This is a genomic window from Pseudomonas syringae pv. cilantro, assembly GCF_001293775.1.
In the GTDB taxonomy this organism is placed as follows: Bacteria; Pseudomonadota; Gammaproteobacteria; order Pseudomonadales; family Pseudomonadaceae; genus Aquipseudomonas; species Aquipseudomonas syringae_P.
In genome coordinates this window covers 112,606-138,977 of sequence record NZ_LGLN01000024.1, presented here as the reverse complement: position 1 = coordinate 138,977, position 26,372 = coordinate 112,606, and the positions used below count along the sequence as shown (strand labels likewise).

Here is a 26,372-nt window from a genome sequence, read left to right as displayed (position 1 = left end):
AGAGTCAAGATGGGCAGAATTATCGGTATCGATCTGGGGACCACCAACTCCTGTGTCTCCATTCTGGAAAACGGCAACGTCAAGGTTATTGAAAACGCCGAAGGCACCCGTACTACGCCTTCGATCATCGCGTACGCCAATGACGGCGAAATTCTGGTCGGTCAATCCGCCAAGCGCCAGGCGGTCACCAACCCGCACAACACGCTGTACGCAGTAAAGCGTCTGATCGGCCGCAAGTTCGACGAGCAAGTCGTTCAGAAAGACATCCAGATGGTCCCTTACAAGATCGTCAAGGCTGACAACGGTGATGCCTGGGTTGAAGTGAATGGCCAGAAAATGGCACCTCCTCAGATTTCCGCTGAAATCCTGAAAAAGATGAAGAAGACTGCCGAAGACTATCTCGGTGAAGCGGTTACCGAAGCGGTGATCACCGTTCCGGCCTACTTCAACGACAGTCAGCGTCAGGCTACCAAGGACGCTGGCCGTATCGCCGGTCTGGACGTCAAGCGCATCATTAACGAACCTACTGCGGCCGCTCTGGCTTACGGTATGGACAAGGCCAAGGGCGACCACACTGTCATCGTTTATGACCTGGGTGGCGGTACTTTCGACGTATCGGTCATCGAGATCGCTGAAGTCGATGGTGAGCACCAGTTCGAAGTGTTGGCCACCAACGGCGACACGTTCCTGGGCGGTGAGGACTTTGACATTCGTCTGATCGACTACTTCGTCGACGAATTCAAGAAAGAAAGCGGTATGAACCTCAAGGGTGATCCGCTGGCGATGCAGCGTCTGAAAGAAGCTGCCGAAAAAGCCAAGATCGAGCTGTCTTCCAGCACCCAGACCGAAGTCAACCTGCCGTACATTACTGCAGACGCTTCCGGTCCGAAGCACCTGGTCGTCAAAATCTCGCGTTCCAAGCTGGAATCGCTGGTTGAAGACCTGGTTCAGCGCACCATCGCACCGTGCGAAATGGCGCTTAAAGATGCTGGCATCGACCGTAGCAAGATCAACGACGTGATTCTGGTCGGTGGTCAGACTCGTATGCCGCTGGTGCAGAAGCTGGTCACCGAGTTCTTCGGTAAAGAAGCACGTAAAGACGTCAACCCGGACGAAGCGGTTGCCATGGGTGCTGCTATTCAGGGCGCGGTTCTGGCAGGTGATGTCAAAGACGTTCTGCTGCTCGACGTCAGCCCGCTGACCCTGGGTATCGAAACCATGGGCGGCGTGATGACTGCGCTGATCGAGAAAAACACCACGATTCCTACCAAGAAATCCCAGGTGTTCTCGACTGCCGATGACAACCAGAGCGCTGTGACTATTCACGTGCTGCAAGGTGAGCGTAAGCAAGCGGCGCAGAACAAGTCGCTGGGCAAGTTCGATCTGGCCGAGATTCCACCTTCTCCACGTGGTGTGCCACAGATTGAAGTGACCTTCGACATCGACGCAAACGGCATCCTGCACGTTGGCGCGAAAGACAAGGCGACCGGCAAGCAGCAGTCCATCGTGATCAAGGCTAACTCCGGTCTGTCCGAGGAAGAAATTCAGCAGATGGTCCGTGATGCTGAAGTCAACTCCGAAGAAGATCGCAAGTTCGAAGAGCTGGCCTCTGCCCGTAACCAGGGTGATGCGCTGGTCCACTCGACTCGCAAGATGATCGCTGACGCGGGTGACAAGGTCACTGCTGAAGAGAAGACTGCGGTCGACGCTGCGCTGGTTGCTCTGGAAGCTGCCATCAAGGGCGACGACAAGGCGGCTATCGAAGCCAAGGTCGAGGAGCTGTCGAAGGTTTCCGCGCCAATCGCTAAGAAGATGTACGCCGAGCAGGCCGAGAACCCTGAAGCAGCCGCTGCGGGCAAGCCTGCTGACGAAAACAAGGCTGACGACGTGGTCGACGCCGAGTTTGAAGAAGTGAAAGACACCAAGTAAGCGCAGGCTCACTTGAAAGCCGGTTGACCTCTCTCGAGCGGTGGCTGGTAGGATGTCGCCGCGCGGGAGCTTGCTCCCGCGTTGGCGTGTCTGGAACAAGCAAAAATTCCGGCGTGCGGATTCGCTCCGCAAGCCACGTGGCAAGATCGCGACGCTCCTGCGTGGCGAATCATTCTGCCGCTTTCTCGGTCAGTCAGATCTGGCTGTTGAACGAAGACCAGGATCGTTGAATCGACGTGAGTTGGGTCCGGGCCTGTAGGGGGCTCAACGAGTTTGGCAAGGCTCAGGAGAGCGCGCCGAACGTCCTCAAGAGTGCGGAAGAATTATGGCTAAGCGTGATTACTACGAAGTATTGGGCGTGGAGCGAGGCTCCAGCGAGGCGGACCTGAAAAAGGCCTACCGTCGTCTGGCGATGAAGCATCACCCCGACCGTAACCCTGATGACAAAGAGTCTGAAGAGTTGTTCAAAGAGGCCAATGAGGCCTACGAAGTACTGTCTGACGCCAGCAAACGCGCTGCGTACGATCAGTACGGCCACGCCGGTGTCGACCCGAGCATGGGTGGCGGCGGTGGTTTTGGCGGCGGTGCCGGTGGTGCCAACTTCTCCGATATCTTCGGTGACGTATTCAGCGACTTCTTTGGTGGTGGCCGCGGTGGTGGCGGCGGTGGTCGTGGCGGCGCTCAGCGCGGCAGCGATCTGCGCTACACGCTGGAGCTGAATCTGGAAGAAGCGGTTCGCGGCACATCCGTGAATATCCGTGTTCCGACGCTGGTCAACTGCAAACCTTGCGACGGCAGCGGCGCGAAGAAAGGCTCGTCTCCGGTGACGTGCCCGACGTGTGGCGGTATCGGTCAGGTACGTATGCAGCAGGGTTTCTTCTCTGTGCAGCAAACCTGCCCGCGTTGCCATGGTCAGGGCAAGATCATTTCCGATCCGTGCGATTCGTGCCATGGCGAAGGCCGTGTCGAAGAGTACAAGACGCTCGCCGTCAAAGTGCCGCCAGGTGTTGATACCGGTGACCGCATTCGCCTGTCGGGCGAAGGTGAGGCGGGTGTTCAGGGCGGGCCGACCGGCGATTTGTATGTCGTGATCAATGTCCGTGAACACGCCATCTTTCAGCGTGACGGCAAGCATCTTTATTGCGAAGTGCCGATCAGCTTTACCGATGCAGCGCTGGGCGGCGAGCTCGAAGTGCCGACGCTCGATGGTCGCGTCAAACTGAAAATTCCAGAGGGTACCCAGACCGGCAAGCAGTTCCGCTTGCGTGGCAAGGGCGTGGCTCCGGTGCGTGGCGGTGGTGCTGGCGATTTGATGTGCCGCGTTGCGGTCGAGACACCGGTCAATCTGAGCAAGCGTCAGCGTGAACTGCTTGAAGAGTTCCGCACATCGCTTGAGGACGACGAATCTCATTCTCCCAAAGCCAGTGGCTGGTTCGAGGGTGTGAAGCGTTTCTTCGGCGATCTGTAAGGCTATCAACGGGAGCAAGGCATGCGACGTATTGCTGTAGTAGGCGCCGCCGGGCGCATGGGCAAAACCTTGATCGAAGCGGTTCAGCTGGCGCCGGGCGCCGGGCTGACCGCTGCTGTCGATCGCCCCGACAGCACGCTGGTCGGGGCCGATGCGGGTGAGTTGGCGGCATTGGGCCGTATCGGTGTGCCGTTGTCGGGTGATCTGGCAAAAGTGGCGGATGAGTTCGATGTGCTGATCGACTTCACTCACCCGTCAGTGACCCTGAAAAATCTGGCGTTCTGCCGCAAGGCAGGCAAGGCCATGATTATCGGCACCACAGGTTTCAGTGCAGAAGAAAAGCAGCGGCTGGCTGAGGCGGGCAAAGACATCCCGATCGTGTTTGCCGCCAATTTCAGCGTTGGTGTGAACCTCTGTTTGAAGCTGCTCGACACGGCGGCGCGCGTTCTGGGTGATGAGGTCGATATCGAAATCATCGAGGCGCACCACCGGCACAAGGTTGATGCGCCGTCCGGAACCGCCTTGCGCATGGGCGAAGTGGTCGCCAATGCGTTGGGTCGTGATCTGGAGAAGGTCGCCGTTTATGGTCGTGAAGGCCAGACCGGCGCGCGTGATCGCCAGACCATCGGCTTCGCGACCATTCGTGCGGGCGACGTGGTCGGTGACCATACCGTGCTGTTTGCTGCGGATGGTGAGCGGGTCGAGATCACTCACAAGGCGTCCAGTCGAATGACCTTCGCCAAAGGTGCGGTCCGCGCTGCAATGTGGCTCGACGGCAAGGCGCCCGGGCTCTACGACATGCAGGATGTACTGGGTCTGCATTGATGTCATACAGGGTCTTTCATGGCCCTGTCGCATTTTCCCGCTTTTCAGGCTCATTGGTGGTAGACCAAAATGGGCCTTTTCTGTAAGCTACAGCTTTAGTGTGTCCACTAGAAGCGCGCAGATGATTCCATAAGAAAGCGGGGTGACGTAACTACGTCATTCCGCTTTTTTGCAGCCTGCGATCGCCCTTTCAGGTTTTATTTACGGGAGGTCTTCTTGACTAAGCCAGCCATACTCGCCCTTGCTGATGGCAGCATTTTTCGCGGCGAAGCCATTGGAGCCGACGGTCAGACCGTTGGTGAGGTGGTGTTCAACACCGCAATGACAGGCTATCAGGAAATTCTTACCGATCCTTCCTACGCCCAGCAGATCGTTACTCTGACTTACCCGCATATCGGCAACACCGGTACTACGCCTGAAGACGCCGAGTCGGATCGCGTCTGGTCCGCCGGCCTGGTCATCCGTGACCTGCCACTGGTCGCCAGCAACTGGCGTAACAAGCTGTCCCTCGGTGATTACCTGAAAGCCAACAAAGTCGTTGCCATCGCCGGCATCGACACGCGTCGCCTGACCCGCATCCTGCGTGAGAAAGGCGCCCAGAACGGCTGCATCATGGCCGGCGACAACATTTCCGAAGAGGCAGCCATCGCCGCTGCTCGCGGCTTTCCGGGCCTCAAGGGCATGGATCTGGCCAAGGAAGTCAGCACCAAAGACACTTACGAGTGGCGTCACAGCGTGTGGAACCTGAAAACCGACAGCCATCCTGAAATTGCCGCGTCCGAGCTGCCGTATCACGTTGTTGCTTACGATTACGGCGTCAAGGTCAACATCCTGCGCATGCTGGTCGAGCGCGGTTGCCGGGTGACTGTCGTGCCTGCGCAAACGCCTGCCAATGAGGTGCTTGCCTACAAGCCGGATGGCGTTTTCCTGTCTAACGGCCCGGGCGACCCAGAGCCGTGCGACTACGCCATAAAGGCGATCAAAGAAGTGCTGGAAACTGAAGTGCCGGTGTTCGGCATCTGCCTCGGTCACCAGCTCCTCGCGCTGGCTGCGGGGGCCAAAACCGTGAAAATGGGTCATGGTCACCACGGCGCAAACCACCCCGTTCAGGATCTGGACACCGGCGTTGTCATGATCACCAGCCAGAACCACGGTTTTGCGGTGGATGAAGCGACTCTGCCGGGCAACGTTCGCGCCATCCACAAGTCGCTGTTCGACGGCACCCTGCAGGGTATCGAGCTGACCGACAAGAGCGCGTTCAGCTTCCAGGGTCACCCTGAGGCGAGCCCGGGCCCGAATGATGTTTCGCCTCTGTTCGATCGCTTTATCGACGCCATGGCCAAGCGCCGCTGACCGGTTGCCTTGAGACTGTAATACGCAGGTGCCCAGGGCGGCCCCGGACCCAGTGTCCGGTCGCTGCCGCCCAGGCCACCTCAGATAAACGTTCAAGACGGCTTGCCGACTGAACCTGCGGATTTGAGTGACCACCCATGCCAAAACGTACAGACATAAAAAGCATCCTGATTCTCGGCGCCGGCCCCATCGTGATCGGCCAGGCCTGTGAATTCGACTACTCCGGAGCCCAGGCCTGCAAGGCCCTGCGCGAAGAGGGCTACCGCGTCATTCTGGTGAACTCCAACCCGGCCACCATCATGACCGACCCGGCCATGGCCGACGCCACGTACATCGAGCCGATCAAGTGGCAGACCGTTGCCAAGATCATCGAAAAAGAGCGTCCGGATGCCTTGCTGCCGACCATGGGCGGCCAGACTGCGCTGAACTGCGCACTGGATCTGGAGCGCGAAGGCGTTCTGGAGAAGTTCGGCGTCGAGATGATCGGTGCCAACGCCGACACCATCGACAAGGCCGAAGACCGCTCGCGTTTCGACAAGGCCATGAAGTCCATCGGCCTTGCCTGCCCGCGCTCCGGCATCGCGCACAGCATGGAAGAGGCCAATGCGGTTCTCGAGAAGCTCGGCTTCCCGTGCATCATTCGCCCTTCGTTCACCATGGGCGGCACCGGTGGCGGTATTGCGTACAACCGTGAAGAGTTTGAAGAAATCTGCGCTCGTGGTCTGGACCTGTCGCCGACCAAGGAACTGCTGATCGACGAATCGCTGATCGGCTGGAAAGAATACGAAATGGAAGTTGTCCGCGATAAAAAGGACAACTGCATCATCGTCTGCTCCATCGAAAACTTCGACCCGATGGGCGTGCACACCGGTGACTCGATCACGGTTGCGCCGGCGCAGACCCTGACCGACAAGGAATACCAGATCCTGCGTAACGCCTCGCTGGCAGTACTGCGCGAGATCGGCGTTGAAACCGGTGGGTCGAACGTTCAGTTCGGCATCTGCCCGGACACCGGTCGTATGGTCGTGATCGAGATGAACCCGCGCGTGTCGCGTTCCTCGGCACTGGCTTCCAAGGCCACCGGCTTTCCGATTGCCCGGGTCGCTGCCAAGCTGGCCGTCGGTTACACCCTCGACGAACTGTCCAACGAGATCACTGGCGGCAAGACCCCGGCGTCTTTCGAGCCGTCCATCGACTACGTCGTTACCAAGCTGCCGCGCTTCGCTTTCGAGAAATTCTCCAAAGCCGATGCTCGCCTGACCACGCAGATGAAGTCTGTCGGTGAAGTCATGGCCATCGGCCGCACGTTCCAGGAATCGTTGCAGAAAGCCCTGCGCGGTCTGGAAGTCGGGGTTTGCGGTCTTGATCCGAAGCTCGACCTGAGCCACCCGGACAGCATGAGCACACTCAAGCGTGAGCTGACCGTGCCGGGTGCCGAGCGTATCTGGTACGTCGCTGACGCATTCCGCGCGGGTATGTCGGTTGAAGACATTTTCGCGATGAACATGATCGATCCCTGGTTCCTGGTGCAGATCGAAGATCTGGTCAAGGACGAAGAGAAGGTCAAGACCTTGGGTCTGTCGGCGATCGATCGCGACCTGATGTTCCGTCTCAAGCGCAAGGGCTTCTCCGATGCGCGTCTGGCCAAGCTGCTGGGCGTGACCGAGAAGAATCTGCGCACGCATCGTCACAAGCTGGAAGTGTTCCCGGTCTACAAGCGCGTCGACACCTGCGCCGCCGAATTCGCAACCGACACAGCGTATCTGTATTCGACCTACGAGGAAGAGTGCGAAGCCAACCCTTCGACGCGCGACAAGATCATGATCCTCGGCGGTGGCCCGAACCGTATCGGCCAGGGTATCGAGTTCGACTACTGCTGCGTACATGCTGCACTGGCGCTGCGTGAAGACGGTTACGAGACCATCATGGTCAACTGCAACCCGGAAACCGTTTCCACCGACTACGACACCTCTGACCGTTTGTACTTCGAGCCTGTAACGCTGGAAGACGTGCTGGAAATCGTGCGCGTCGAGAAGCCGAAAGGCGTGATCGTCCAGTACGGCGGCCAGACGCCGCTGAAACTGGCGCGTGCCCTTGAAGCCGCCGGTGTGCCGATTATCGGCACCAGCCCTGATGCCATTGACCGTGCAGAAGACCGCGAGCGCTTCCAGCACATGGTCGAGCGTCTGAACCTGCGTCAGCCGCCCAACGCCACCGTGCGCAGCGAAGACGAAGCGATTCGAGCTGCTGCGAAGATCGGTTATCCGCTGGTGGTGCGCCCGTCCTACGTATTGGGCGGTCGTGCGATGGAGATCGTCTATCAGGAAGACGAACTCAAACGTTACCTGCGTGAAGCGGTTCAGGTCTCTAACGACAGTCCGGTGCTGCTGGATCACTTCCTAAACTGCGCCATCGAAATGGACGTCGATGCGGTCTGCGACGGTACTGACGTGGTGATCGGCGCGATCATGCAGCACATCGAACAGGCGGGCGTCCACTCCGGTGACTCCGCATGCTCGCTGCCGCCGTATTCGCTGCCGGCGCATATCCAGGACGAGATGCGCGAACAGGTCAAGAAAATGGCTCTGGAGCTGGGCGTCGTCGGCCTGATGAACGTGCAGTTGGCGCTTCAGGGTGAAGACATCTACGTCATCGAAGTGAACCCGCGTGCCTCGCGTACCGTACCGTTCGTATCCAAGTGCATCGGTGTTTCCCTGGCCATGATCGCTGCGCGCGTGATGGCCGGCAAAACCCTGAAAGAGCTGAACTTCACCAAGGAAATCATCCCGAATTTCTACAGTGTGAAAGAAGCGGTGTTCCCGTTCGCCAAATTCCCTGGCGTTGACCCGATCCTTGGCCCGGAAATGAAGTCGACCGGCGAAGTGATGGGTGTGGGCGATACCTTCGGTGAGGCGTTCGCCAAAGCCCAGATGGGCGCCAGCGAAGTGCTGCCGACCGGCGGTACTGCGTTCATCAGCGTACGTGACGATGACAAGCCACTGGTGGCGGGCGTTGCTCGCGACCTGATCGACCTGGGCTTCCAGATTGTCGCGACCGCAGGCACTGCCAAGCTGATCGAAGCGGCCGGCCTGAAAGTGCGTCGCGTCAACAAGGTGACCGAAGGTCGTCCGCATGTGGTCGACATGATCAAGAATGACGAAGTCACCCTGATCATCAACACCACCGAAGGTCGCCAGTCGATCGCGGATTCTTACTCCATCCGTCGCAATGCCTTGCAGCACAAGATTTACTGCACCACTACCATTGCAGCAGGCGAAGCGATTTGTGAAGCGCTCAAGTTCGGTCCAGAGAAGACCGTGCGTCGCTTGCAGGATCTCCATGCAGGATTGAAGGCATGATCAAATACCCTATGACAGTCCAGGGCGCTCGTGCCCTGGAAGAAGAGCTGGCACACCTGACCAAGGTCGTGCGTCCCAAGTTGAGCCAGGACATCGGTACTGCGCGCGAACTGGGCGACCTCAAGGAAAACGCCGAATACCACGCTGCCCGCGAGCAGCAGGGCATGGTCGAAGCGCGCATTCGTGATATCGAAGGCCGTATGCAGAACGCCGTGGTGATCGATGTCACCACCATCGAGCCGACCGGAAAGGTGATTTTTGGTACAACGGTCGAGATCGCCAACGTCGAAACCGACGAGCGCGTTACCTATCAGATCGTGGGTGAGGACGAGGCGGATATCAAGAAGGGCAAGATTTCAGTGGGTTCGCCCATTGCTCGCGCCTTGATTGCCAAGGAAGAAGGTGACGTCGTTGTGGTGAAAACGCCGAGTGGCGTCATCGAATACGAAATCATCGAAGTGCGTCATATCTGATGCGAGTGCCCGCTAAGGCGGGCGCTTTCAGCGGTAAAACGCGTCAGGGCACGCGCGAAGCGCCCCTGACGTGTGCTTTTATCCGTGTGCGCGGTGGACGTTGGACAGTTGCTTGTTTACCTTTGGATTCTTGCGATAGATCAACGCCATTTTGCCGATGACCTGTACAAGGTCGGCTGAGCCAGCCTTGCACAATTCTGCAACTGCACCCAGACGGCTTTCGCGGTCAAGGATATTGAGCTTGATCTTGATCAGTTCGTGATCGCTCAATGCGCGTTCAAGTTCTGCAAGCACACCTTCAGTCAAACCATTGTCCGCCACGATCAATACCGGTTTCAGATGGTGGCCAATGGACTTGTACTGTTTCTTCTGCTCTGGAGTGAGCGGCATAATCTGACCTCTGCTTCTGATCTTTTAAAAAGCGGCGGCCAGTTTACCCGAGCGAGTCCGGGACCGCCCAGTTAATCACGACTCGTTTATTTTTGAGGTGCCCTGTGGCCCGTTCCAAGACAAGCCATAACTGGCTCAAAGAACACTTCGACGACAAGTACGTCAAAATGGCACAGAAGGACGGCTACCGTTCACGTGCCAGCTACAAGCTTCTCGAGATCCAGGAGAAGGACAAGATTATCCGTCCGGGCATGACCGTGATCGACCTTGGCGCTGCGCCAGGCGGCTGGTCGCAGGTGACCAGTCGTCTGATTGGCGGTCAAGGGCGTCTGATCGCTTCTGACATCCTCGAGATGGACAGCATCCCTGACGTGACCTTCATTCAAGGCGATTTCACCGAAGATGCCATTCTGGAGCAAATCCTGGAAGCGGTCGGTAATACACAGGTAGACCTTGTGATTTCCGATATGGCCCCCAATATGAGTGGATTGAGCGCTGTAGACATGCCGCGTGCAATGTTTCTCTGTGAATTGGCGCTCGATCTTGCCGGTCGGGTACTGCGTCCCGGTGGCGATTTTCTGATCAAGGTCTTCCAGGGTGAAGGCTTCGATGTCTACCACAAGGATATTCGCAAGCTGTTCGACAAGGTGCAGATGCGCAAGCCTTCGTCGTCGCGCGACCGTTCGCGTGAGCAATACCTGCTGGCGCGTGGCTTTCGCGGAATCGACGGTGCGGCCAGCATCGAGCGTTTTTGATAAGGCGCGATAGCTTTTTTCAAATAGCGTTGCCGATGCAGCATGAACGAACATTATGGTGTCAAAGTTTCACAAAGGGTTACAGACGGTGTCTGCCGCATCTGTAGGTTCTGTAGTAAGTTAGGCCGGTGAATATCATGCGAGGCACGCTTGCTGCGTGGAGCTTGCTTCAGAGGGTAGCTAATTGAACGATATGGCAAAGAATTTGATCCTGTGGTTGATCATCGCGGCTGTCCTGGTGACGGTGATGAACAACTTCTCCAGCCCGAACGAGCCGCAGAACCTCAACTATTCCGAGTTCATCCAGCAAGTGAAGGATGGCAAGGTCGAGAAGGTTTCTGTTGACGGCTACGTCATCACAGGCAAGCGCAGCGACGGCGACACCTTCAAGACCATCCGCCCGAACATCCCGGACAACGGTCTGATCGGCGATCTGGTCAGCAATAACGTCGTGATCGAAGGCAAGCAGCCTGAGCAGCAGAGCATCTGGACCCAGTTGCTGGTGGCCAGCTTCCCGATTCTGGTGATCATCGCGGTCTTCATGTTCTTCATGCGTCAAATGCAGGGCGGGGCGGGCGGCAAAGGTGGCCCGATGAGCTTTGGCAAGAGCAAGGCGCGTCTGCTGTCCGAAGATCAGGTCAAGACGACCCTGGCAGACGTCGCCGGGTGTGACGAGGCCAAGGAAGAAGTTGGCGAGCTGGTCGAGTTCCTGCGCGATCCGGGCAAGTTTCAGCGCCTGGGTGGCCGGATTCCTCGCGGCGTGTTGATGGTCGGCCCTCCGGGTACGGGCAAGACGCTGATCGCCAAAGCCATTGCCGGCGAAGCGAAAGTGCCGTTCTTCACCATCTCCGGTTCCGACTTTGTCGAAATGTTCGTGGGTGTTGGTGCAAGCCGCGTCCGTGACATGTTCGAACAGGCCAAAAAACACGCGCCGTGCATCATCTTCATCGACGAAATCGATGCGGTAGGTCGCCATCGCGGCGCTGGCATGGGCGGTGGTCACGATGAGCGCGAGCAGACTCTGAACCAGTTGCTGGTCGAGATGGATGGTTTCGAAATGAATGACGGCATCATCGTCATCGCTGCGACCAACCGCCCGGACGTTCTGGACCCTGCGTTGCTGCGCCCGGGTCGTTTCGACCGTCAGGTGGTAGTAGGCCTGCCGGACATCCGTGGTCGTGAGCAGATTCTCAAGGTTCACATGCGCAAAGTGCCAATGGGTGAAGACGTCAACCCGGGCGTTATCGCTCGCGGTACGCCGGGCTTCTCCGGTGCTGATCTGGCCAACCTGGTCAACGAAGCGTCGCTGTTCGCTGCTCGCTCCGGCAAGCGCGTCGTCGAGATGAAAGAGTTCGAACTGGCCAAAGACAAGATCATGATGGGCGCCGAGCGCAAATCGATGGTCATGTCCGACAAGGAAAAACGCAACACGGCTTACCACGAGGCGGGTCACGCCATCGTCGGTCGTCTGGTGCCCGAGCATGATCCGGTCTACAAGGTGTCGATCATTCCTCGCGGTCGCGCCCTGGGTGTGACCATGTTCCTGCCGGAAGAAGACCGTTACAGCCTGTCCAAGCGTGCGCTGATCAGCCAGATCTGCTCGTTGTACGGCGGTCGTATCGCTGAGGAAATGACCCTGGGCTTTGATGGCGTTACGACGGGTGCCTCCAACGACATCATGCGTGCCAGTCAGATTGCCCGAAACATGGTGACCAAGTGGGGCTTGTCTGAAAAGCTTGGCCCATTGATGTATTCCGAAGACGAAGATGGAGGTTACCTGGGTCGCGGCGGCAGCCAGAACTCCAGTGTTTCCGGCGACACCGCCAAGCTGATCGACTCGGAAGTACGCAGCATCATCGATCACTGCTACGGCACCGCCAAGCAACTGTTGACGGACAACCGTGACAAGCTTGAAGCGATGGCTGACGCACTGATGAAGTACGAAACCATCGATGCCGATCAGATCGACGACATCATGACGGGGCGTCCGCCACGTGAGCCGCGTGACTGGGACGGTGGTTCGGGCACCAATGGTACGCCGATCACACCTGACCCTCGTCCGGAAACGCCAATCGGCGGTCCTGCTGCTGAGCATTAAGGTCTGACATGACTTCTGCGCTGTACCCGACCCGGTTGCCTTGCGGCAACCGGGTTCTTGATTTGGCCCATACGCACGTTATGGGTATCCTCAATGCAACCCCTGACTCATTTTCGGACGGTGGTCGCTACAGTCAGCTCGATGAGGCGTTGCGGCATGCCGAGTCGATGGTGCGGGCGGGGGCGACGCTGATCGATGTCGGTGGCGAGTCCACGCGTCCAGGCGCGCGTCCAGTGTCTGCCCAGGAAGAGGTCGAGCGAGTCGCACCCATCGTCGAGATAATTGCGCGTGAGCTCGACGTTATCATCTCGGTTGATACCTCCACGCCTGAGGTAATGCTGGAGACGGCTGCGCTCGGCGCGGGGCTCATCAACGACGTGCGCTCACTGCAGCGCCCTGGTGCGCTTGAGGCAGTTGCAAGCACCGGCTTGCCGGTTTGTCTCATGCATATGCTGGGTGAGCCAGGCGCCATGCAGGATGATCCGCATTATCAGGATCTGGTGGGGGAGGTCAGTGCCTTCCTGCTTGAGCGCATGCAGCAATGTATGGCCGCCGGCATTGCCCGGCACCAGATAATCCTCGATCCGGGTTTTGGTTTCGCCAAGACTCTGGCGCACAATCTGAGCCTGTTCCGCCACCTGGACGCGCTGCATGCGCTGGGTCAGCCACTGCTGGTGGGGGTGTCGCGCAAGAGCATGATCGGCGCGGTGTTGAATCGCCCGGTCGACCAGCGCCTCTTTGGTGGGCTGGCGCTCGCTGCTTTGGCGATGACCAAAGGGGCAAAAATTCTACGTGTGCACGATGTCGCCGAAACGGCTGACGTGGTGCGCATGATCGCAGCTGTCGAAGCAGCTGAATAACAAGAGTGGGGCATCCATGAGTACCAGAAAATATTTCGGAACCGACGGCATTCGTGGTCGTGTAGGGCAGTTCCCGATCACTCCCGAGTTCATGCTCAAGCTGGGTTGGGCTGCGGGCATGGCGTTTCGCAAGATGGGCGCGTGCCGGATTCTCGTTGGCAAGGACACGCGTATTTCCGGTTACATGTTTGAATCCGCCCTTGAGGCCGGCCTGTCTGCGGCCGGTGCCGACGTGCTGTTGCTCGGGCCGATGCCGACTCCCGCCATTGCTTACCTGACGCGCACCTTCCACGCCGAAGCAGGCATCGTCATCAGTGCGTCGCACAACCCGCATTACGACAACGGCATCAAGTTCTTCTCGGGCCAGGGCACCAAACTGCCGGACGAGATTGAAATGATGATCGAGGAATTGCTCGACGCCCCGATGACTGTGGCCGAGTCCGAAAACCTCGGCAAGGTCTCGCGCATCAACGATGCGGCGGGTCGATACATCGAATTCTGCAAAAGCAGTGTTCCGACCAGCACCGACTTTGCCGGCCTCAAGGTGGTTATCGACTGTGCGCACGGTGCCACTTACAAGGTTGCGCCCAATGTCTTTCGTGAGCTGGGCGCCCAGGTCGTGGTGCTTTCGGCACAGCCTGACGGGCTCAACATCAACAAGGACTGTGGTTCCACGCACATGGAAGCGCTGCAGGCCGCAGTGGTCGCGCAAAGCGCTGACATGGGTATCGGCTTCGATGGCGATGGCGACCGCGTACTGATGGTCGACCACACCGGCACCGTCGTGGACGGCGATGAACTGCTCTACATCATTGCTCGCGATCTGCACGAGCGTGGTCGCTTGCAGGGTGGCGTGGTCGGGACGCTGATGAGCAATCTCGGCCTTGAGCTGGCCCTCGCGGAACAGAATATTCCGTTCGTGCGCGCGAATGTCGGTGACCGGTATGTCATTGCCGAGCTGCTTGAGCGCAACTGGCAGATCGGTGGCGAGAACTCGGGGCACATTGTGTGCTTCCAGCATGCCACGACAGGTGATGCGATCATCGCTTCGTTACAGGTCATACTGGCCCTTCGTCGCAGCGGCATCAGCCTGGCCGAGGCGCGCCTGAGGCTGCGCAAGTGTCCGCAGATCCTGATCAACGTGCGTTTCGAAGGTTCGAGTGTCGACCCGGTTTCGCACCCGGCGGTGCAGGACGCCTGTGCACGTGTCACCAAGCAGATGGGGGGGCGGGGCAGGGTCCTGCTGCGCAAGTCCGGCACCGAGCCGCTGGTGCGGGTGATGGTCGAAGGTGAAGACGAGGCGCAGGTCCGTGGCTATGCCGAAGAGCTCGCAAAACTGGTTGCTGAAGTTTGCGCCTGATTTCGGCTTGCCAGTGTCGAAAGTGTTGGGTAACATCTGCGCCCACTTTGACCCACGAGGTGTAGCATGCGCCGCCCAATGGTAGCTGGTAACTGGAAAATGCACGGTACCCGCGCCAGCGTCGCTGAGCTGATCGAGGGGCTGGGCAAGCAAGTGTTGCCGGGCAACGTCGATGTTGTCGTGATGCCTGCGAGTCTGTTTATCAATCAGGTGGTCGAAGGCCTTCAGGGGACGTCGATCATCACAGGTGCTCAGGATGCAGCCATACAGGCCGCACAAGGCGCACTGACCGGTGAAGTTGCATCCAGTCAGTTAGCCGATGCAGGTTGCAAGCTGGTTCTGGTCGGGCACTCCGAGCGCCGCCAGTTGATAGGCGAGCAGGATGATGTGCTCAACAAGAAGTTTGCGGCGATCCAGGCAAGCGGTCTCACGCCAGTGCTTTGCGTAGGCGAGACGCTTGAAGAGCGCAAGGCGGGGCAAACGCTTGAGGTTGTCGGGCGTCAGCTTGATAGCGTGATCGCCGAGTTCGGCATCGATGCACTGGTTAATGCAGTAATTGCCTACGAGCCAGTCTGGGCCATTGGTACCGGACTGACCGCTTCGCCTCAAGAGGCGCAGGAAGTGCACGCAGCCATCCGTGCGCAACTGGCGAAAGAGAATGCCGAAGTCGCACAAGGCGTGCGACTTCTCTATGGCGGCAGCGTGAAGGCGGCCAATGCGGTCGAGCTATTCAGCATGCCGGATATCGATGGGGGGCTCATTGGTGGAGCGTCCCTGAATGCAGATGAGTTCGGTGCGATCTGTCGCGCCGCGGGAAACTGAAAAAATGCTGGAAACAGTCGTAATTGTTTTTCATCTGATGGGCGCGCTGGGCGTTGTTGCCTTGGTATTGCTGCAGCAGGGTAAGGGTGCCGACGCAGGTGCGTCTTTCGGAGCAGGTGCATCAAATACTGTCTTCGGAGGTCAAGGAACCTCTACCTTTCTCAGTAAGTTTACTGCTATACTCGCCGCATGTTTTTTCATAACCAGCTTGGGGTTAGGTTACTTTGCTAAAGAGAAAGCTCAACAGCTGACTCAAGTAGGTTTGCCAGATCCAGCGGTATTGGAAGTGAAGCAAAAACCGGCGGCAGATGATGTTCCGGTGCTCGAAGCGCAAAAGCCAGCAGTTGTTCCTGCTGACGTACCTCCAGCTTCAGAGCAAAAGTAAAAAAGAATTCGGCGATGTTTTTGCGAGATCGCCAAAGAGTTGTAATGCCGAGGTGGTGGAATTGGTAGACACGCAACCTTGAGGTGGTTGTGCCCAATGGGTGTAGGGGTTCGAGTCCCCTTCTCGGTACCAATTAACAAGGAAGCCCGCATTAGCGGGCTTTCTTGTAGGTGGATGTTGGATTGACCCAGCAATGGATCGGTCGTATACTTCCGCCCCAGCTTTGTCGCGGGGTGGAGCAGTTTGGTAGCTCGTCGGGCTCATAACCCGAAGGTCGTTGGTTCAAATCCAGCCCCCGCAACCAGTTTTGGCGGAGCCCCTTTTAAGGGGCTTTTTGTTAGCTGGACAGTACATGACGTCGATGTTCAGCGGCGTTTTCAGGGATGGGCTTTTGCCCATTTTTTTATTTTTAAAGCATGCACGAGGGGGTTCAGGTGTCGAGCAAGCTAGAACAGTTGCAGGACTTGTTGGCCCCGGTGGTCGTGGCCCTGGGCTATCAATGCTGGGGGATCGATTTCAGTTCCCAGGGCAAGCATTCGGTGCTGCGCATTTATATCGATAAAGAAGGTGGTGTTCTGGTCGACGACTGCGCAATCGTCAGTCGCCAGATCAGCGGTGTGTTGGACGTAGAAGACCCGATCAGCACCGAGTACACCCTTGAAGTCTCTTCTCCTGGCATGGAGCGCCCGCTGTTCACTATCGAGCAGTTCGCTTTGTACGCCGGGGAACAAGTAAGAATAAAGCTGCGTTCGCCTTTCGAAGGTCGACGCAACTTTCAAGGCCTTCTCCGCGGGGTGGAGGAGCAGGATGTCGTGGTGCAGGTTGAAGACCATGAATTCCTGTTGCCGATCGACTTGATCGACAAGGCCAACATTATTCCCACGTTTGACTGAGACGTGCCGGTTACTGCGGATCCCGCGGATCCAATGGCTTGCGAAAGGCGAGGCGTACGATGAGCAAAGAAGTACTGCTGGTTGTTGAGTCGGTGTCCAATGAAAAGGGCGTTCCGGCAAGTGTGATTTTTGAAGCGCTGGAGCTGGCTCTGGCCACGGCCACCAAAAAACGTTTTGAAGATGAAGTTGAGCTCCGTGTAGAGATCAACCGCCAAACAGGCAACTACGAGACTTTCCGTCGCTGGACAGTTGTCGAGGACGAAGATCTGGACGATCCGGCTTACGAGCTGGCCGTTGATCAGGCCCAGGCCAAAAAGCCGGGTGCCGTTGCTGGCGATCTGATCGAAGAAAAAATCGACTCCATCGAATTTGGTCGTATCGCTGCACAGACTGCCAAGCAAGTCATCGTGCAGAAAGTTCGTGAAGCCGAGCGCGCACAGGTCGTCGACGCTTACCGCGAGCGCCTGGGTGAAATCATTTCTGGTACTGTTAAAAAGGTTACGCGTGACAATGTCATCGTCGACCTGGGTAACAATGCCGAGGCATTGCTGGCGCGTGAAGACATCATTTCCCGGGAGACTTTCCGTGTTGGTGTCCGCATGCGTGCTTTGCTCAAGGAAATTCGCACTGAAAACCGTGGCCCTCAGCTGATTCTGTCGCGTACTGCGCCAGAGATGCTGATCGAGCTTTTCCGCATTGAAGTGCCGGAAATTGCCGAAGGTCTCATCGAGGTGATGGCTGCCTCTCGTGACCCGGGTTCACGTGCAAAAATCGCTGTTCGCTCCAAGGACAAACGAATCGATCCGCAAGGTGCCTGTATCGGCATGCGCGGTTCGCGCGTTCAGGCTGTTTCCGGCGAGCTGGGTGGCGAGCGTGTGGATATCGTGCTCTGGGACGATAACCCGGCGCAGTTCGTGATCAATGCAATGTCCCCTGCAGAAGTAGCGGCAATCATCGTAGATGAAGATGCGCATGCAATGGATATCGCCGTTGGCGCGGACAACCTGGCCCAGGCGATTGGTCGTGGCGGTCAGAACGTTCGTCTGGCAAGCCAGTTGACTGGCTGGACCCTGAACGTAATGACCGAATCGGACATCCAGGCCAAGCAGCAAGCTGAAACCGGTGACATCCTGCGCAACTTCATCGAAGAGCTCGAAGTCGATGAAGAACTGGCTCAGGTGCTGGTGGATGAAGGCTTTACCAGCCTGGAAGAGATTGCCTACGTACCGTTGGAAGAAATGCTCAACATCGACGGCTTTGACGAAGATATCGTCAACGAGCTTCGCGCTCGTGCCAAGGATCGTTTGTTGACCAAAGCCATCGCTACAGAGGAAAAGCTGGCAGACGCCCATCCGGCCGAAGACCTGCTCTCGCTTGAGGGTATGGACAAGGATTTGGCGATGGAACTGGCGGTGCGCGGCGTAATTACCCGCGAAGACCTGGCCGAGCAGTCTATAGACGATCTGCTCGACATCGACGGCATTGACGATGATCGTGCCGGCAAGTTGATCATGGCCGCCCGAGCCCATTGGTTCGAGTAAGTAAGAGCGGCCTGAGGAGAGAAGTGCATGACGCAAGTCACGGTGAAAGAACTGGCCAAAGTGGTCGACACACCGGTAGAGCGCCTGTTACAGCAGATGCGTGAGGCAGGTCTGCCGCACACCGCCGCCGAGCAAGTTGTGACCGATAACGAAAAGCAAGCCCTGTTGACGCACCTGAAAAGTGGTCACAAGGCCAAGGTGGAAGAGCCTCGCAAGATTACCTTGCAGCGCAAGACCACCAGCACCTTGCGCGTTGCCGGCAGCAAAAGCATCAGCGTTGAAGTGCGCAAGAAGAAAGTATTTGTGCAGCGTAGCCCGGAAGAAATCGAAGCCGAGCGCAAGCGCGAGATGGACGAACGCCGTGCGGTAGAAAATGCCGCTCGTCAAAAGGCTGAAGAAGAGGCCAAGCGACGTACCGAAGCAGATGCAACCAGCCAGCCGGCTGCCGCTCAGGATGCTTCGGCGCCTGCGCAGCCAGTTGCTGCCGCCGAGCCTGTGCGTGAAGCGCAAGCCGCCGCTGCTCCGGCACCTGCCAGCGCTGCGCCATCGGCCGATGCTCGCAAGCGTGACGAACAACGTCGCCCTGACAAGCCTCGCGCCGATGATCGCAATGCCCGTGGCGGTGACGGCGAGCGTAAAAACGCTCCGCATCGCGCTTCGGTCAAGGAGAAGGCTCCGGCCCCTCGCGTTGCACCTCGCACTACCGACGAAGAAAGCGACAGCTTCCGTCGTGGTGGTCGTGGCAAAGGCAAGCTGAAGAAGCGTAACGCACACGGTTTCCAGAGCCCTACCGGTCCTGTGATTCGTGACGTTGCCATTGGCGAGACCATCACTGTCGGCGAGTTGTCGGCGCAGATGTCGGTCAAGGCTGCTGAAGTCATCAAGTTCATGTTCAAGATGGGCACCCCGGTGACCATCAACCAGGTACTGGATCAGGAAACTGCCCAGTTGATCGCCGAAGAGCTGGGCCACAAGGTCACGCTGGTCAGCGACAACGCCCTGGAAGATTCGCTGGCCGAATCGCTGAAGTTCGAAGGTGAGTCGTTCTCACGTGCACCGGTTGTGACCGTAATGGGCCACGTCGACCACGGCAAGACTTCCCTGCTCGACTACATTCGTCGTGCCAAGGTAGCTGCTGGCGAAGCCGGTGGTATCACGCAGCACATCGGTGCCTACCACGTAGAAACCGAACGCGGCATGGTCACCTTCCTCGACACCCCGGGTCACGCCGCGTTTACCGCAATGCGTGCTCGTGGTGCCAAGGCGACCGACATCGTGATTCTGGTAGTCGCTGCCGATGACGGCGTGATGCCGCAGACCATCGAAGCGGTTCAGCATGCTGTTGCTGCTGGCGTGCCGCTGGTCGTCGCCGTGAACAAGATCGACAAGCCTGGTGCTGACCTCGATCGTATTCGCAGCGAGTTGTCGGTCCATGGCGTGACGTCCGAAGAGTGGGGCGGTGATACGCCTTTCGTTTCGGTGTCCGCGAAAATGGGTACCGGCGTCGACGAATTGCTGGAAGCTGTTCTGCTGCAAGCCGAAGTTCTGGAACTCAAAGCCACTCCATCGGCGCCCGGCCGTGGTGTTGTCGTCGAGTCCCGTCTGGATAAGGGCCGTGGTCCGGTTGCTACTGTTCTGGTTCAGGACGGTACGCTGCGTCAGGGCGACATGGTGCTGGTCGGTTCGAACTTCGGCCGCATCCGCGCCATGCTTGACGAGAATGGCAAGCCGGTCAAAGAAGCGGGTCCTTCCATCCCGGTCGAGATTCTCGGCCTGGACGGTACCCCGGACGCTGGCGACGAGATGAGCGTGCTGTCGGATGAGAAGAAAGCCCGTGAAGTGGCTCTGTTCCGTCAAGGCAAGTTCCGCGAAGTCAAACTGGCCCGTGCTCACGCAGGCAAGCTGGAAAACATCTTCGAGAACATGGGTCAGGCAGAGAAGAAGACGCTCAACATCGTCCTCAAATCTGATGTTCGTGGTTCCCTCGAAGCGTTGAACGGCGCCTTGAATGGCCTGGGTAACGACGAAGTGCAAGTGCGTGTGGTCGGTGGCGGTGTCGGTGGTATCACCGAGAGCGACGCCAACCTGGCACTGGCCTCCAACGCTGTACTGTTCGGCTTCAACGTGCGTGCCGATGCTGGCGCACGCAAGATTGTCGAGCAGGAAGGTCTGGATATGCGTTACTACAACGTGATCTACGACATCATCGAAGACGTCAAGAAAGCCCTCACCGGTATGCTTGGCAGCGACGTTCGGGAGAATATCCTGGGCATTGCCGAAGTCCGCGATGTGTTCCGTTCGCCTAAATTCGGCGCGATCGCAGGTTGTATGGTTCTGGAAGGCACGGTTTACCGTAACCGTCCGATTCGTGTTCTGCGTGAAGACATCGTTATCTTCGAAGGCGAGCTGGAATCCCTGCGCCGCTTCAAGGATGACGCTGCCGATGTACGTGCCGGCATGGAATGCGGTATCGGCGTCAAGAGCTACAACGACGTCAAGGTTGGTGACAAGATCGAAGTCTTCGAGAAGGTCCAAGTGGCTCGCAGCCTCTAAATCGCGAGCTTCAGGAGCCATGGCGGGAGCGTCGCATGTACGTGCAGCGTTTCTTCATGAGCTCTAAACGCAACGCCCGGTCTGGCAATTGTCAGGCCGGGCGTTTGCCGCTTTCAGACTGTCAGGGTTTGCTCCCGGATCAGTAACAGGTAACAAGCATGGCAAAAGAATACAGCCGTACCCAACGTATCGGCGATCAGATGCAGCGCGAGCTGGCGCAACTGATCCGTCGCGAAATCAAGGACCCCCGTGTGGGTCTGGTCACGATTACCGCCGTAGACGTCAGCCGTGATGTCGGTCACGCAAAGATTTTCATGACCGTCATGGGGCAGGACAACGCGGAAGACATCGCGCAGACCATCAAGGTGCTCAACGCTGCCGCAGGCTTCCTGCGCATGCAGCTGGCCCGTGAAATGAAGCTGCGCAGCGTGCCTCAGTTGCACTTCCATTACGACGAAAGCGTCGTGCGGGGTGCGCACCTCTCGGCACTGATCGAGCGCGCAGTGGCGCAAGACAGTCAGCACCAGGAAGGCCCTGCATCGCCAGATGCAAAGCCTGAAAGCACCGAGGAATAAAGAGTGGCTCAGGTCAAGCGTATACGCCGCAATGTCAGCGGGATCATCCTGCTCGACAAGCCACTGGGCTTCACTTCCAACGCCGCGCTGCAAAAGGTTCGCTGGCTGCTCAATGCCGAGAAGGCCGGGCACACAGGCAGCCTTGACCCCTTGGCAACCGGTGTTCTGCCGCTGTGTTTTGGCGAGGCGACCAAGTTTTCTCAGTATCTGCTCGATTCGGACAAGTCCTACGAGACGCTGGCGCAACTGGGTAAAACCACCACCACGGCCGACTCCGAAGGGGATGTTTTGCTCACGCGTCCAGTGACCGTTGGTCGCGACGATATCGAAGCGGTTCTGCCAGATTTTCGTGGGCAAATCAGTCAGATACCTCCCATGTACTCCGCGCTCAAGCGTGACGGCCAGCCACTTTACAAGCTGGCGCGTGCTGGGGAAGTAGTGGAGCGCGAGCCCCGTTCTGTTACTATTGCGCGCCTGGAATTACTTGCTTGCGAAGGCGAGACAGCGCGCTTGTCGGTGGATTGCAGCAAAGGCACCTATATCCGGACGCTGGTCGAGGATATTGGTGAAAAGCTCGGTTGTGGTGCTTACGTCGCAGAACTGCGCCGTACCCAGGCCGGACCTTTCACGCTGGCTCAGACGGTGACGCTGGAAGAGCTGGAGCAAGTGCACGCCGACGGCGGAAACGAAGCGGTAGACCGTTTCCTGATGCCTTCGGACAGTGGCTTGCTGGACTGGCCGCTGCTGAAGTTTTCCGAGCACAGTTCGTTCTACTGGTTGCATGGTCAGCCAGTACGCGCACCGGACGCGCCGAAATTCGGCATGGTACGGGTGCAGGATCACGAAGGTCGCTTCATCGGTATCGGTGAAGTCAGCGAAGACGGGCGTGTTGCGCCGCGTCGATTGATTCGGTCAGAGTGACCGGAACCAGTCCGTTGGCAGGCTAGCCTGTAAACGGGGTGGAACGAGGATGGCTGTCAACAGGCACGGTCATATCTCTTTTTTTAATACGAGGTTTCGTCCTCGGCCTGTTGGAAACGTTTCTCCGGAAGCGCTTCCCTGAAATAAGGATTGCCCACATGGCACTCAGCGTTGAAGAAAAAGCTCAGATCGTAACCGACTACCAGCAAGCTGTTGGTGATACTGGTTCGCCAGAAGTGCAAGTTGCACTGCTGACCGCCAACATCAACAAACTGCAAGGCCACTTCAAGGCCAACGGCAAGGACCACCACTCCCGTCGTGGTCTGATCCGTATGGTAAACCAGCGCCGCAAGCTGCTGGATTACCTGAAAGGTAAGGACGTTAGCCGTTACAGCGCCCTGATCGGTCGTCTGGGTCTGCGTCGCTAATAACGACGTTGCTAGAGGTTGGTTGTCTGTCACGATCCGTCGGGTTTTCCCGCTGGATCTGGCAGGCTCCCAGCCTCAAGTTTTATCTGGGCTGTGGAAGGGGCCGATTCCCCACGCTGCCCAAGAATTCGCAAGAAACCAGTTCCCCAAGAGCCACAAAGAAAGGTAGGAAACCGTGAACCCGGTAATCAAAAAGTTTCAGTTCGGTCAATCGACCGTAACCCTCGAGACAGGCCGTATCGCCCGTCAAGCCTCTGGTGCAGTATTGGTCACCGTTGACGACGACGTCAGCGTACTTGTGACTGTGGTCGGCGCCAAACAGGCTGACGCTGGCAAAGGCTTCTTCCCTCTGTCCGTGCACTATCAGGAAAAAACCTACGCTGCCGGCAAGATCCCCGGTGGTTTCTTCAAGCGTGAAGGCCGTCCTTCCGAGAAAGAAACCCTGACCTCGCGACTGATCGACCGTCCGATCCGTCCACTGTTTCCAGAAGGCTTCATGAACGAAGTGCAGGTTGTCTGCACCGTCCTGTCCACCAGCAAGAAAATCGATCCGGACATCGCTGCGATGATCGGTACCTCGGCTGCCCTGGCGATCTCCGGCATTCCGTTCGACGGTCCGGTCGGCGCTGCGCGCGTTGCTTTCCACGAAAGCACCGGCTACCTGTTGAACCCGACTTACGAGCAGTTGCAGGCTTCGAGCCTGGACATGGTCGTAGCCGGTACTTCCGAAGCCGTTCTGATGGTTGAATCGGAAGCCAAAGAGCTGACCGAAGACCAGATGCTGGGCGCTGTACTGTTCGCCCATGACGAATTCCAGGTCGTCATCAACGCCATCAAGGAACTGGCCGCCGAAGCCGCCAAGCCTATCTGGGACTGGCAGCCAAAGCCTGAAGCGACCGCACTGCTGGGCGCTATCCGTGCCGAGTTCGGCGACGCGATCTCCCAGGCTTACACCATCACCGTCAAGGCCGACCGCTATGCGCGTCTGGGTGAGTTGAAAGATCAGGTCGTTGCCAAGCTCGCTGTCGAAGAAGGCAGCCCGTCTGCCAGTGAAGTCAAAGCCGCTTTCGGCGAAATCGAATACCGCACCGTTCGCGAAAACATCGTCAACGGCAAGCCGCGTATCGATGGTCGTGACACCCGCACTGTCCGCCCACTGAACATCGAAGTCGGCGTTCTGCCAAAGACTCACGGTTCGGCACTGTTCACCCGTGGCGAAACTCAGGCGCTGGTTGTGGCCACGCTGGGTACTGCTCGTGACGCACAGCTGCTCGACACCCTTGAAGGCGAGAAAAAAGACCCCTTCATGCTGCACTACAACTTCCCTCCGTTCTCGGTGGGCGAGTGCGGTCGTATGGGCGGCGCAGGTCGTCGTGAAATCGGTCACGGTCGTCTGGCTCGTCGCAGCGTGCAGGCCATGCTGCCGGGCGCTGACGTGTTCCCTTACACCATCCGTGTTGTTTCGGAAATCACCGAGTCCAACGGTTCCAGCTCCATGGCGTCGGTCTGCGGTGCTTCCCTGGCACTGATGGATGCGGGCGTTCCGATGAAGGCACCGGTTGCCGGTATCGCGATGGGTCTGGTCAAGGAAGGCGAAAAATTCGCCATTCTGACTGACATCCTGGGTGACGAAGATCACCTGGGCGACATGGACTTCAAAGTAGCCGGTACCTCTAAAGGTGTGACCGCGCTGCAGATGGACATCAAGATCAAGGGCATCACCGAAGAAATCATGGAGATCGCTCTGGGCCAGGCCCTGGAAGCTCGCCTGAACATCCTCGGTCAGATGAACCAGATCATCGGTCAGTCGCGTAACGAACTGTCGGCCAACGCTCCGACCATGATCGCGATGAAGATCGACACTGACAAGATCCGTGACGTGATCGGCAAGGGTGGCGCAACCATCCGTGCAATCTGTGAAGAGACCAAGGCGTCGATCGATATCGAAGACGACGGCTCGATCAAGATCTTCGGCGAATCCAAGGAAGCGGCTGAAGCAGCACGTCAGCGCGTTCTGGGCATCACCGCAGAAGCAGAAATCGGCAAGATCTACGTGGGCAAGGTTGAGCGCATCGTCGACTTCGGCGCATTCGTCAACATCCTGCCGGGCAAGGACGGTCTGGTTCACATCTCGATGCTGAGCGACGCTCGCGTAGAGAAAGTGACCGATATCCTGAAAGAAGGTCAGGAAGTCGAAGTGCTGGTACTGGACGTGGATAACCGCGGCCGTATCAAGCTGTCGATCAAAGATGTAGCGGCTGCGAAGGTATCCGGCGTCTGATCGATCTGATCAGCAGTTGAAAAAAGGACTCTTCGGAGTCCTTTTTTTATGAGCGCTATTAGCAGGTTACGTTTGTGGCGCAGAAAAGGTCGGACGCATACGTGCATCTTGCAAGCCTGTACGGCGTTGACCGGGCAGTCTGCACGATTGTGCAAACTAACTAAAAATATAACTATATGATTTTAAAGGGCTTTTAAGAGTTCATGATTCTGGCACAGCGATTGCGATATAACTGTTAACCCCCTGCAGCCACTTACCTGGCGCAGTTTTTGAGAAAAACAGGAGTTATCGTATGAAGAAGTTCGCTATCGCTGCCGCTACTGCAACTGCCCTGACACTGACCATGGCTAGCGCTGCATTCGCTCAGACTTCGGCTCAAGCGCCTATGGTTCTGGCAGCTAACACCACGACTCAAGAAGTCAAAGAAGATACCTCTGACACCTGGATCACCACCAAAGTCAAAGCTGACCTGCTGACTGAAAAAGGCATTCCTGGTTCGGACATCAAGGTTGAAACCAACAAAGGCGTGGTTTCCCTGTCTTCCATGGTAAAAGTGACTGAAGCGCAGAAAAACACCGCTGTTGCGATCACCAAGAAAATCAAAGGCGTCAAAGACGTATCGGCTGCTGGCCTGAAAGCCGAGTAATCGAACACTGTCCATGAACACCCGCAGTCATTGATTGATGGAAGGTTCATGCGAGGCTACAAGGATGTTGCCATTAGAGGCCCCGACTGAAGAGTCGGGGCCTTTTCTATGGTGTAAAAGTGACGTAAGCGTCAGCGGCGGCGTTTGCTGTCGATCCTTACCAGACGCCCGCCCTCGAAGTGCAGATACTGATACATGCCGTTGTCAGGGCCGTAGATCCATTCTTCGATCCTGACGGTTTCGGACTGGCGATAGTCATTGCTGAAGCTTTCCTTGGTGCCGATCACTTCCTGACTGACCGGCTCACCACATTTCTGCTGGATTTCGAATGCCCGGTCGCCCGTGCTGATCAACTGGCTTCCGCAACGCAGGGTCGACGCCGCATGAGCCGGTGAAACGGCTGCCCCGACCACTGTGGCCAAGGTCAGGCTGACCAGCATCTTGATTCGCATGTGTG

22 protein-coding genes and 2 tRNA genes are annotated in these 26,372 nt (G+C 57.7%); 22 read left to right on the top strand and 2 right to left on the bottom strand.

All coding sequences use genetic code 11. From position 1 onward, the window contains the following. Positions 1-9 precede the first annotated feature (9 nt). From dnaK to greA, 6 genes are all read left to right on the top strand, one after another. Positions 10-1,929: a molecular chaperone DnaK gene (gene dnaK, locus ABJ99_RS04840; protein ID WP_054084827.1), complete on the top strand. Its 1,920-nt coding sequence runs from the start codon at positions 10-12 to the stop codon at positions 1,927-1,929. 325 nt (positions 1,930-2,254) lie between these two features. After that, positions 2,255-3,397, top strand: coding sequence for a molecular chaperone DnaJ (gene dnaJ / locus ABJ99_RS04835; RefSeq protein WP_054084826.1), 1,143 nt, complete (start codon positions 2,255-2,257; stop codon positions 3,395-3,397). 21 nt (positions 3,398-3,418) lie between these two features. Continuing rightward, complete coding sequence (gene dapB, locus ABJ99_RS04830) at positions 3,419-4,222, top strand: 4-hydroxy-tetrahydrodipicolinate reductase (protein ID WP_054084825.1); 804 nt, start codon at positions 3,419-3,421, stop codon at positions 4,220-4,222. A 216-nt stretch (positions 4,223-4,438) separates the two neighbouring features. Then, complete coding sequence (gene carA / locus ABJ99_RS04825) at positions 4,439-5,575, top strand: glutamine-hydrolyzing carbamoyl-phosphate synthase small subunit (RefSeq protein WP_054084824.1); 1,137 nt, start codon at positions 4,439-4,441, stop codon at positions 5,573-5,575. 137 nt (positions 5,576-5,712) lie between these two features. Then, on the top strand, positions 5,713-8,934 hold the full coding sequence (gene carB / locus ABJ99_RS04820) for a carbamoyl-phosphate synthase large subunit (RefSeq protein WP_007249032.1): 3,222 nt from the start codon (positions 5,713-5,715) through the stop codon (positions 8,932-8,934). Next, the gene (gene greA, locus ABJ99_RS04815; protein WP_007249031.1) at positions 8,931-9,407 is read left to right on the top strand and encodes a transcription elongation factor GreA; all 477 of its coding nucleotides are present in this window, start codon (positions 8,931-8,933) and stop codon (positions 9,405-9,407) included. The genes carB and greA overlap by 4 nt, the downstream gene beginning before the upstream one ends. Before the next feature lie 78 nt (positions 9,408-9,485). Here greA and ABJ99_RS04810 read toward each other — a convergent pair whose 3' ends face one another. Beyond that, positions 9,486-9,797, bottom strand: coding sequence for a YhbY family RNA-binding protein (locus ABJ99_RS04810; protein WP_002555133.1), 312 nt, complete (start codon positions 9,795-9,797; stop codon positions 9,486-9,488). Between the two features lie 104 nt (positions 9,798-9,901). Between ABJ99_RS04810 and rlmE the strand changes: the two genes are divergently transcribed. The 16 genes from rlmE (at position 9,902) to ABJ99_RS04730 (ending at position 25,915) form a co-directional block, all read left to right on the top strand. Next, positions 9,902-10,552: a 23S rRNA (uridine(2552)-2'-O)-methyltransferase RlmE gene (rlmE, locus tag ABJ99_RS04805; RefSeq protein ID WP_005888982.1), complete on the top strand. Its 651-nt coding sequence runs from the start codon at positions 9,902-9,904 to the stop codon at positions 10,550-10,552. A 193-nt stretch (positions 10,553-10,745) separates the two neighbouring features. Beyond that, entirely contained in the window at positions 10,746-12,650 is a 1,905-nt protein-coding gene (ftsH, locus tag ABJ99_RS04800; RefSeq protein WP_054084823.1) for an ATP-dependent zinc metalloprotease FtsH, read from the top strand. A gap of 8 nt (positions 12,651-12,658) precedes the next feature. Beyond that, on the top strand, positions 12,659-13,510 hold the full coding sequence (folP, locus tag ABJ99_RS04795) for a dihydropteroate synthase (protein WP_054084822.1): 852 nt from the start codon (positions 12,659-12,661) through the stop codon (positions 13,508-13,510). 16 nt (positions 13,511-13,526) lie between these two features. After that, positions 13,527-14,870, top strand: a complete 1,344-nt coding sequence (gene glmM, locus ABJ99_RS04790; protein ID WP_054084821.1) for a phosphoglucosamine mutase — start codon at positions 13,527-13,529, stop codon at positions 14,868-14,870. Positions 14,871-14,936: 66 nt separating this feature from the next. After that, positions 14,937-15,692, top strand: a complete 756-nt coding sequence (gene tpiA, locus ABJ99_RS04785) for a triose-phosphate isomerase (RefSeq protein ID WP_054084820.1) — start codon at positions 14,937-14,939, stop codon at positions 15,690-15,692. Positions 15,693-15,696: 4 nt separating this feature from the next. Then, positions 15,697-16,077 carry a preprotein translocase subunit SecG gene (secG, locus tag ABJ99_RS04780; protein WP_054084819.1) on the top strand — a complete coding sequence of 127 codons (381 nt, stop codon included), beginning with the start codon at positions 15,697-15,699 and terminating at the stop codon, positions 16,075-16,077. Positions 16,078-16,123: 46 nt separating this feature from the next. Further along, positions 16,124-16,209: transfer RNA gene (locus ABJ99_RS04775), tRNA-Leu, on the top strand. Positions 16,210-16,304: 95 nt separating this feature from the next. Beyond that, positions 16,305-16,381, top strand: a tRNA-Met gene (locus tag ABJ99_RS04770). Between the two features lie 130 nt (positions 16,382-16,511). After that, positions 16,512-16,970: a ribosome maturation factor RimP gene (gene rimP / locus ABJ99_RS04765; RefSeq protein ID WP_054084841.1), complete on the top strand. Its 459-nt coding sequence runs from the start codon at positions 16,512-16,514 to the stop codon at positions 16,968-16,970. Between the two features lie 59 nt (positions 16,971-17,029). Next, on the top strand, positions 17,030-18,511 hold the full coding sequence (gene nusA / locus ABJ99_RS04760) for a transcription termination factor NusA (protein ID WP_007249023.1): 1,482 nt from the start codon (positions 17,030-17,032) through the stop codon (positions 18,509-18,511). Positions 18,512-18,538: 27 nt separating this feature from the next. After that, the gene (gene infB, locus ABJ99_RS04755; RefSeq protein WP_054084818.1) at positions 18,539-21,064 is read left to right on the top strand and encodes a translation initiation factor IF-2; all 2,526 of its coding nucleotides are present in this window, start codon (positions 18,539-18,541) and stop codon (positions 21,062-21,064) included. 158 nt (positions 21,065-21,222) lie between these two features. After that, complete coding sequence (rbfA, locus tag ABJ99_RS04750) at positions 21,223-21,639, top strand: 30S ribosome-binding factor RbfA (RefSeq protein ID WP_003377505.1); 417 nt, start codon at positions 21,223-21,225, stop codon at positions 21,637-21,639. A gap of 3 nt (positions 21,640-21,642) precedes the next feature. Then, the gene (gene truB / locus ABJ99_RS04745; protein WP_054084817.1) at positions 21,643-22,560 is read left to right on the top strand and encodes a tRNA pseudouridine(55) synthase TruB; all 918 of its coding nucleotides are present in this window, start codon (positions 21,643-21,645) and stop codon (positions 22,558-22,560) included. Between the two features lie 158 nt (positions 22,561-22,718). Next, on the top strand, positions 22,719-22,988 hold the full coding sequence (gene rpsO, locus ABJ99_RS04740; protein WP_002555121.1) for a 30S ribosomal protein S15: 270 nt from the start codon (positions 22,719-22,721) through the stop codon (positions 22,986-22,988). 175 nt (positions 22,989-23,163) lie between these two features. Continuing rightward, positions 23,164-25,269, top strand: coding sequence for a polyribonucleotide nucleotidyltransferase (gene pnp / locus ABJ99_RS04735; protein WP_054084816.1), 2,106 nt, complete (start codon positions 23,164-23,166; stop codon positions 25,267-25,269). 292 nt (positions 25,270-25,561) lie between these two features. Further along, positions 25,562-25,915, top strand: coding sequence for a BON domain-containing protein (locus ABJ99_RS04730; protein ID WP_054084815.1), 354 nt, complete (start codon positions 25,562-25,564; stop codon positions 25,913-25,915). Between the two features lie 131 nt (positions 25,916-26,046). Here ABJ99_RS04730 and ABJ99_RS04725 read toward each other — a convergent pair whose 3' ends face one another. Next, complete coding sequence (locus tag ABJ99_RS04725; protein ID WP_054084840.1) at positions 26,047-26,355, bottom strand: DUF2845 domain-containing protein; 309 nt, start codon at positions 26,353-26,355, stop codon at positions 26,047-26,049. Positions 26,356-26,372 lie beyond the last annotated feature (17 nt).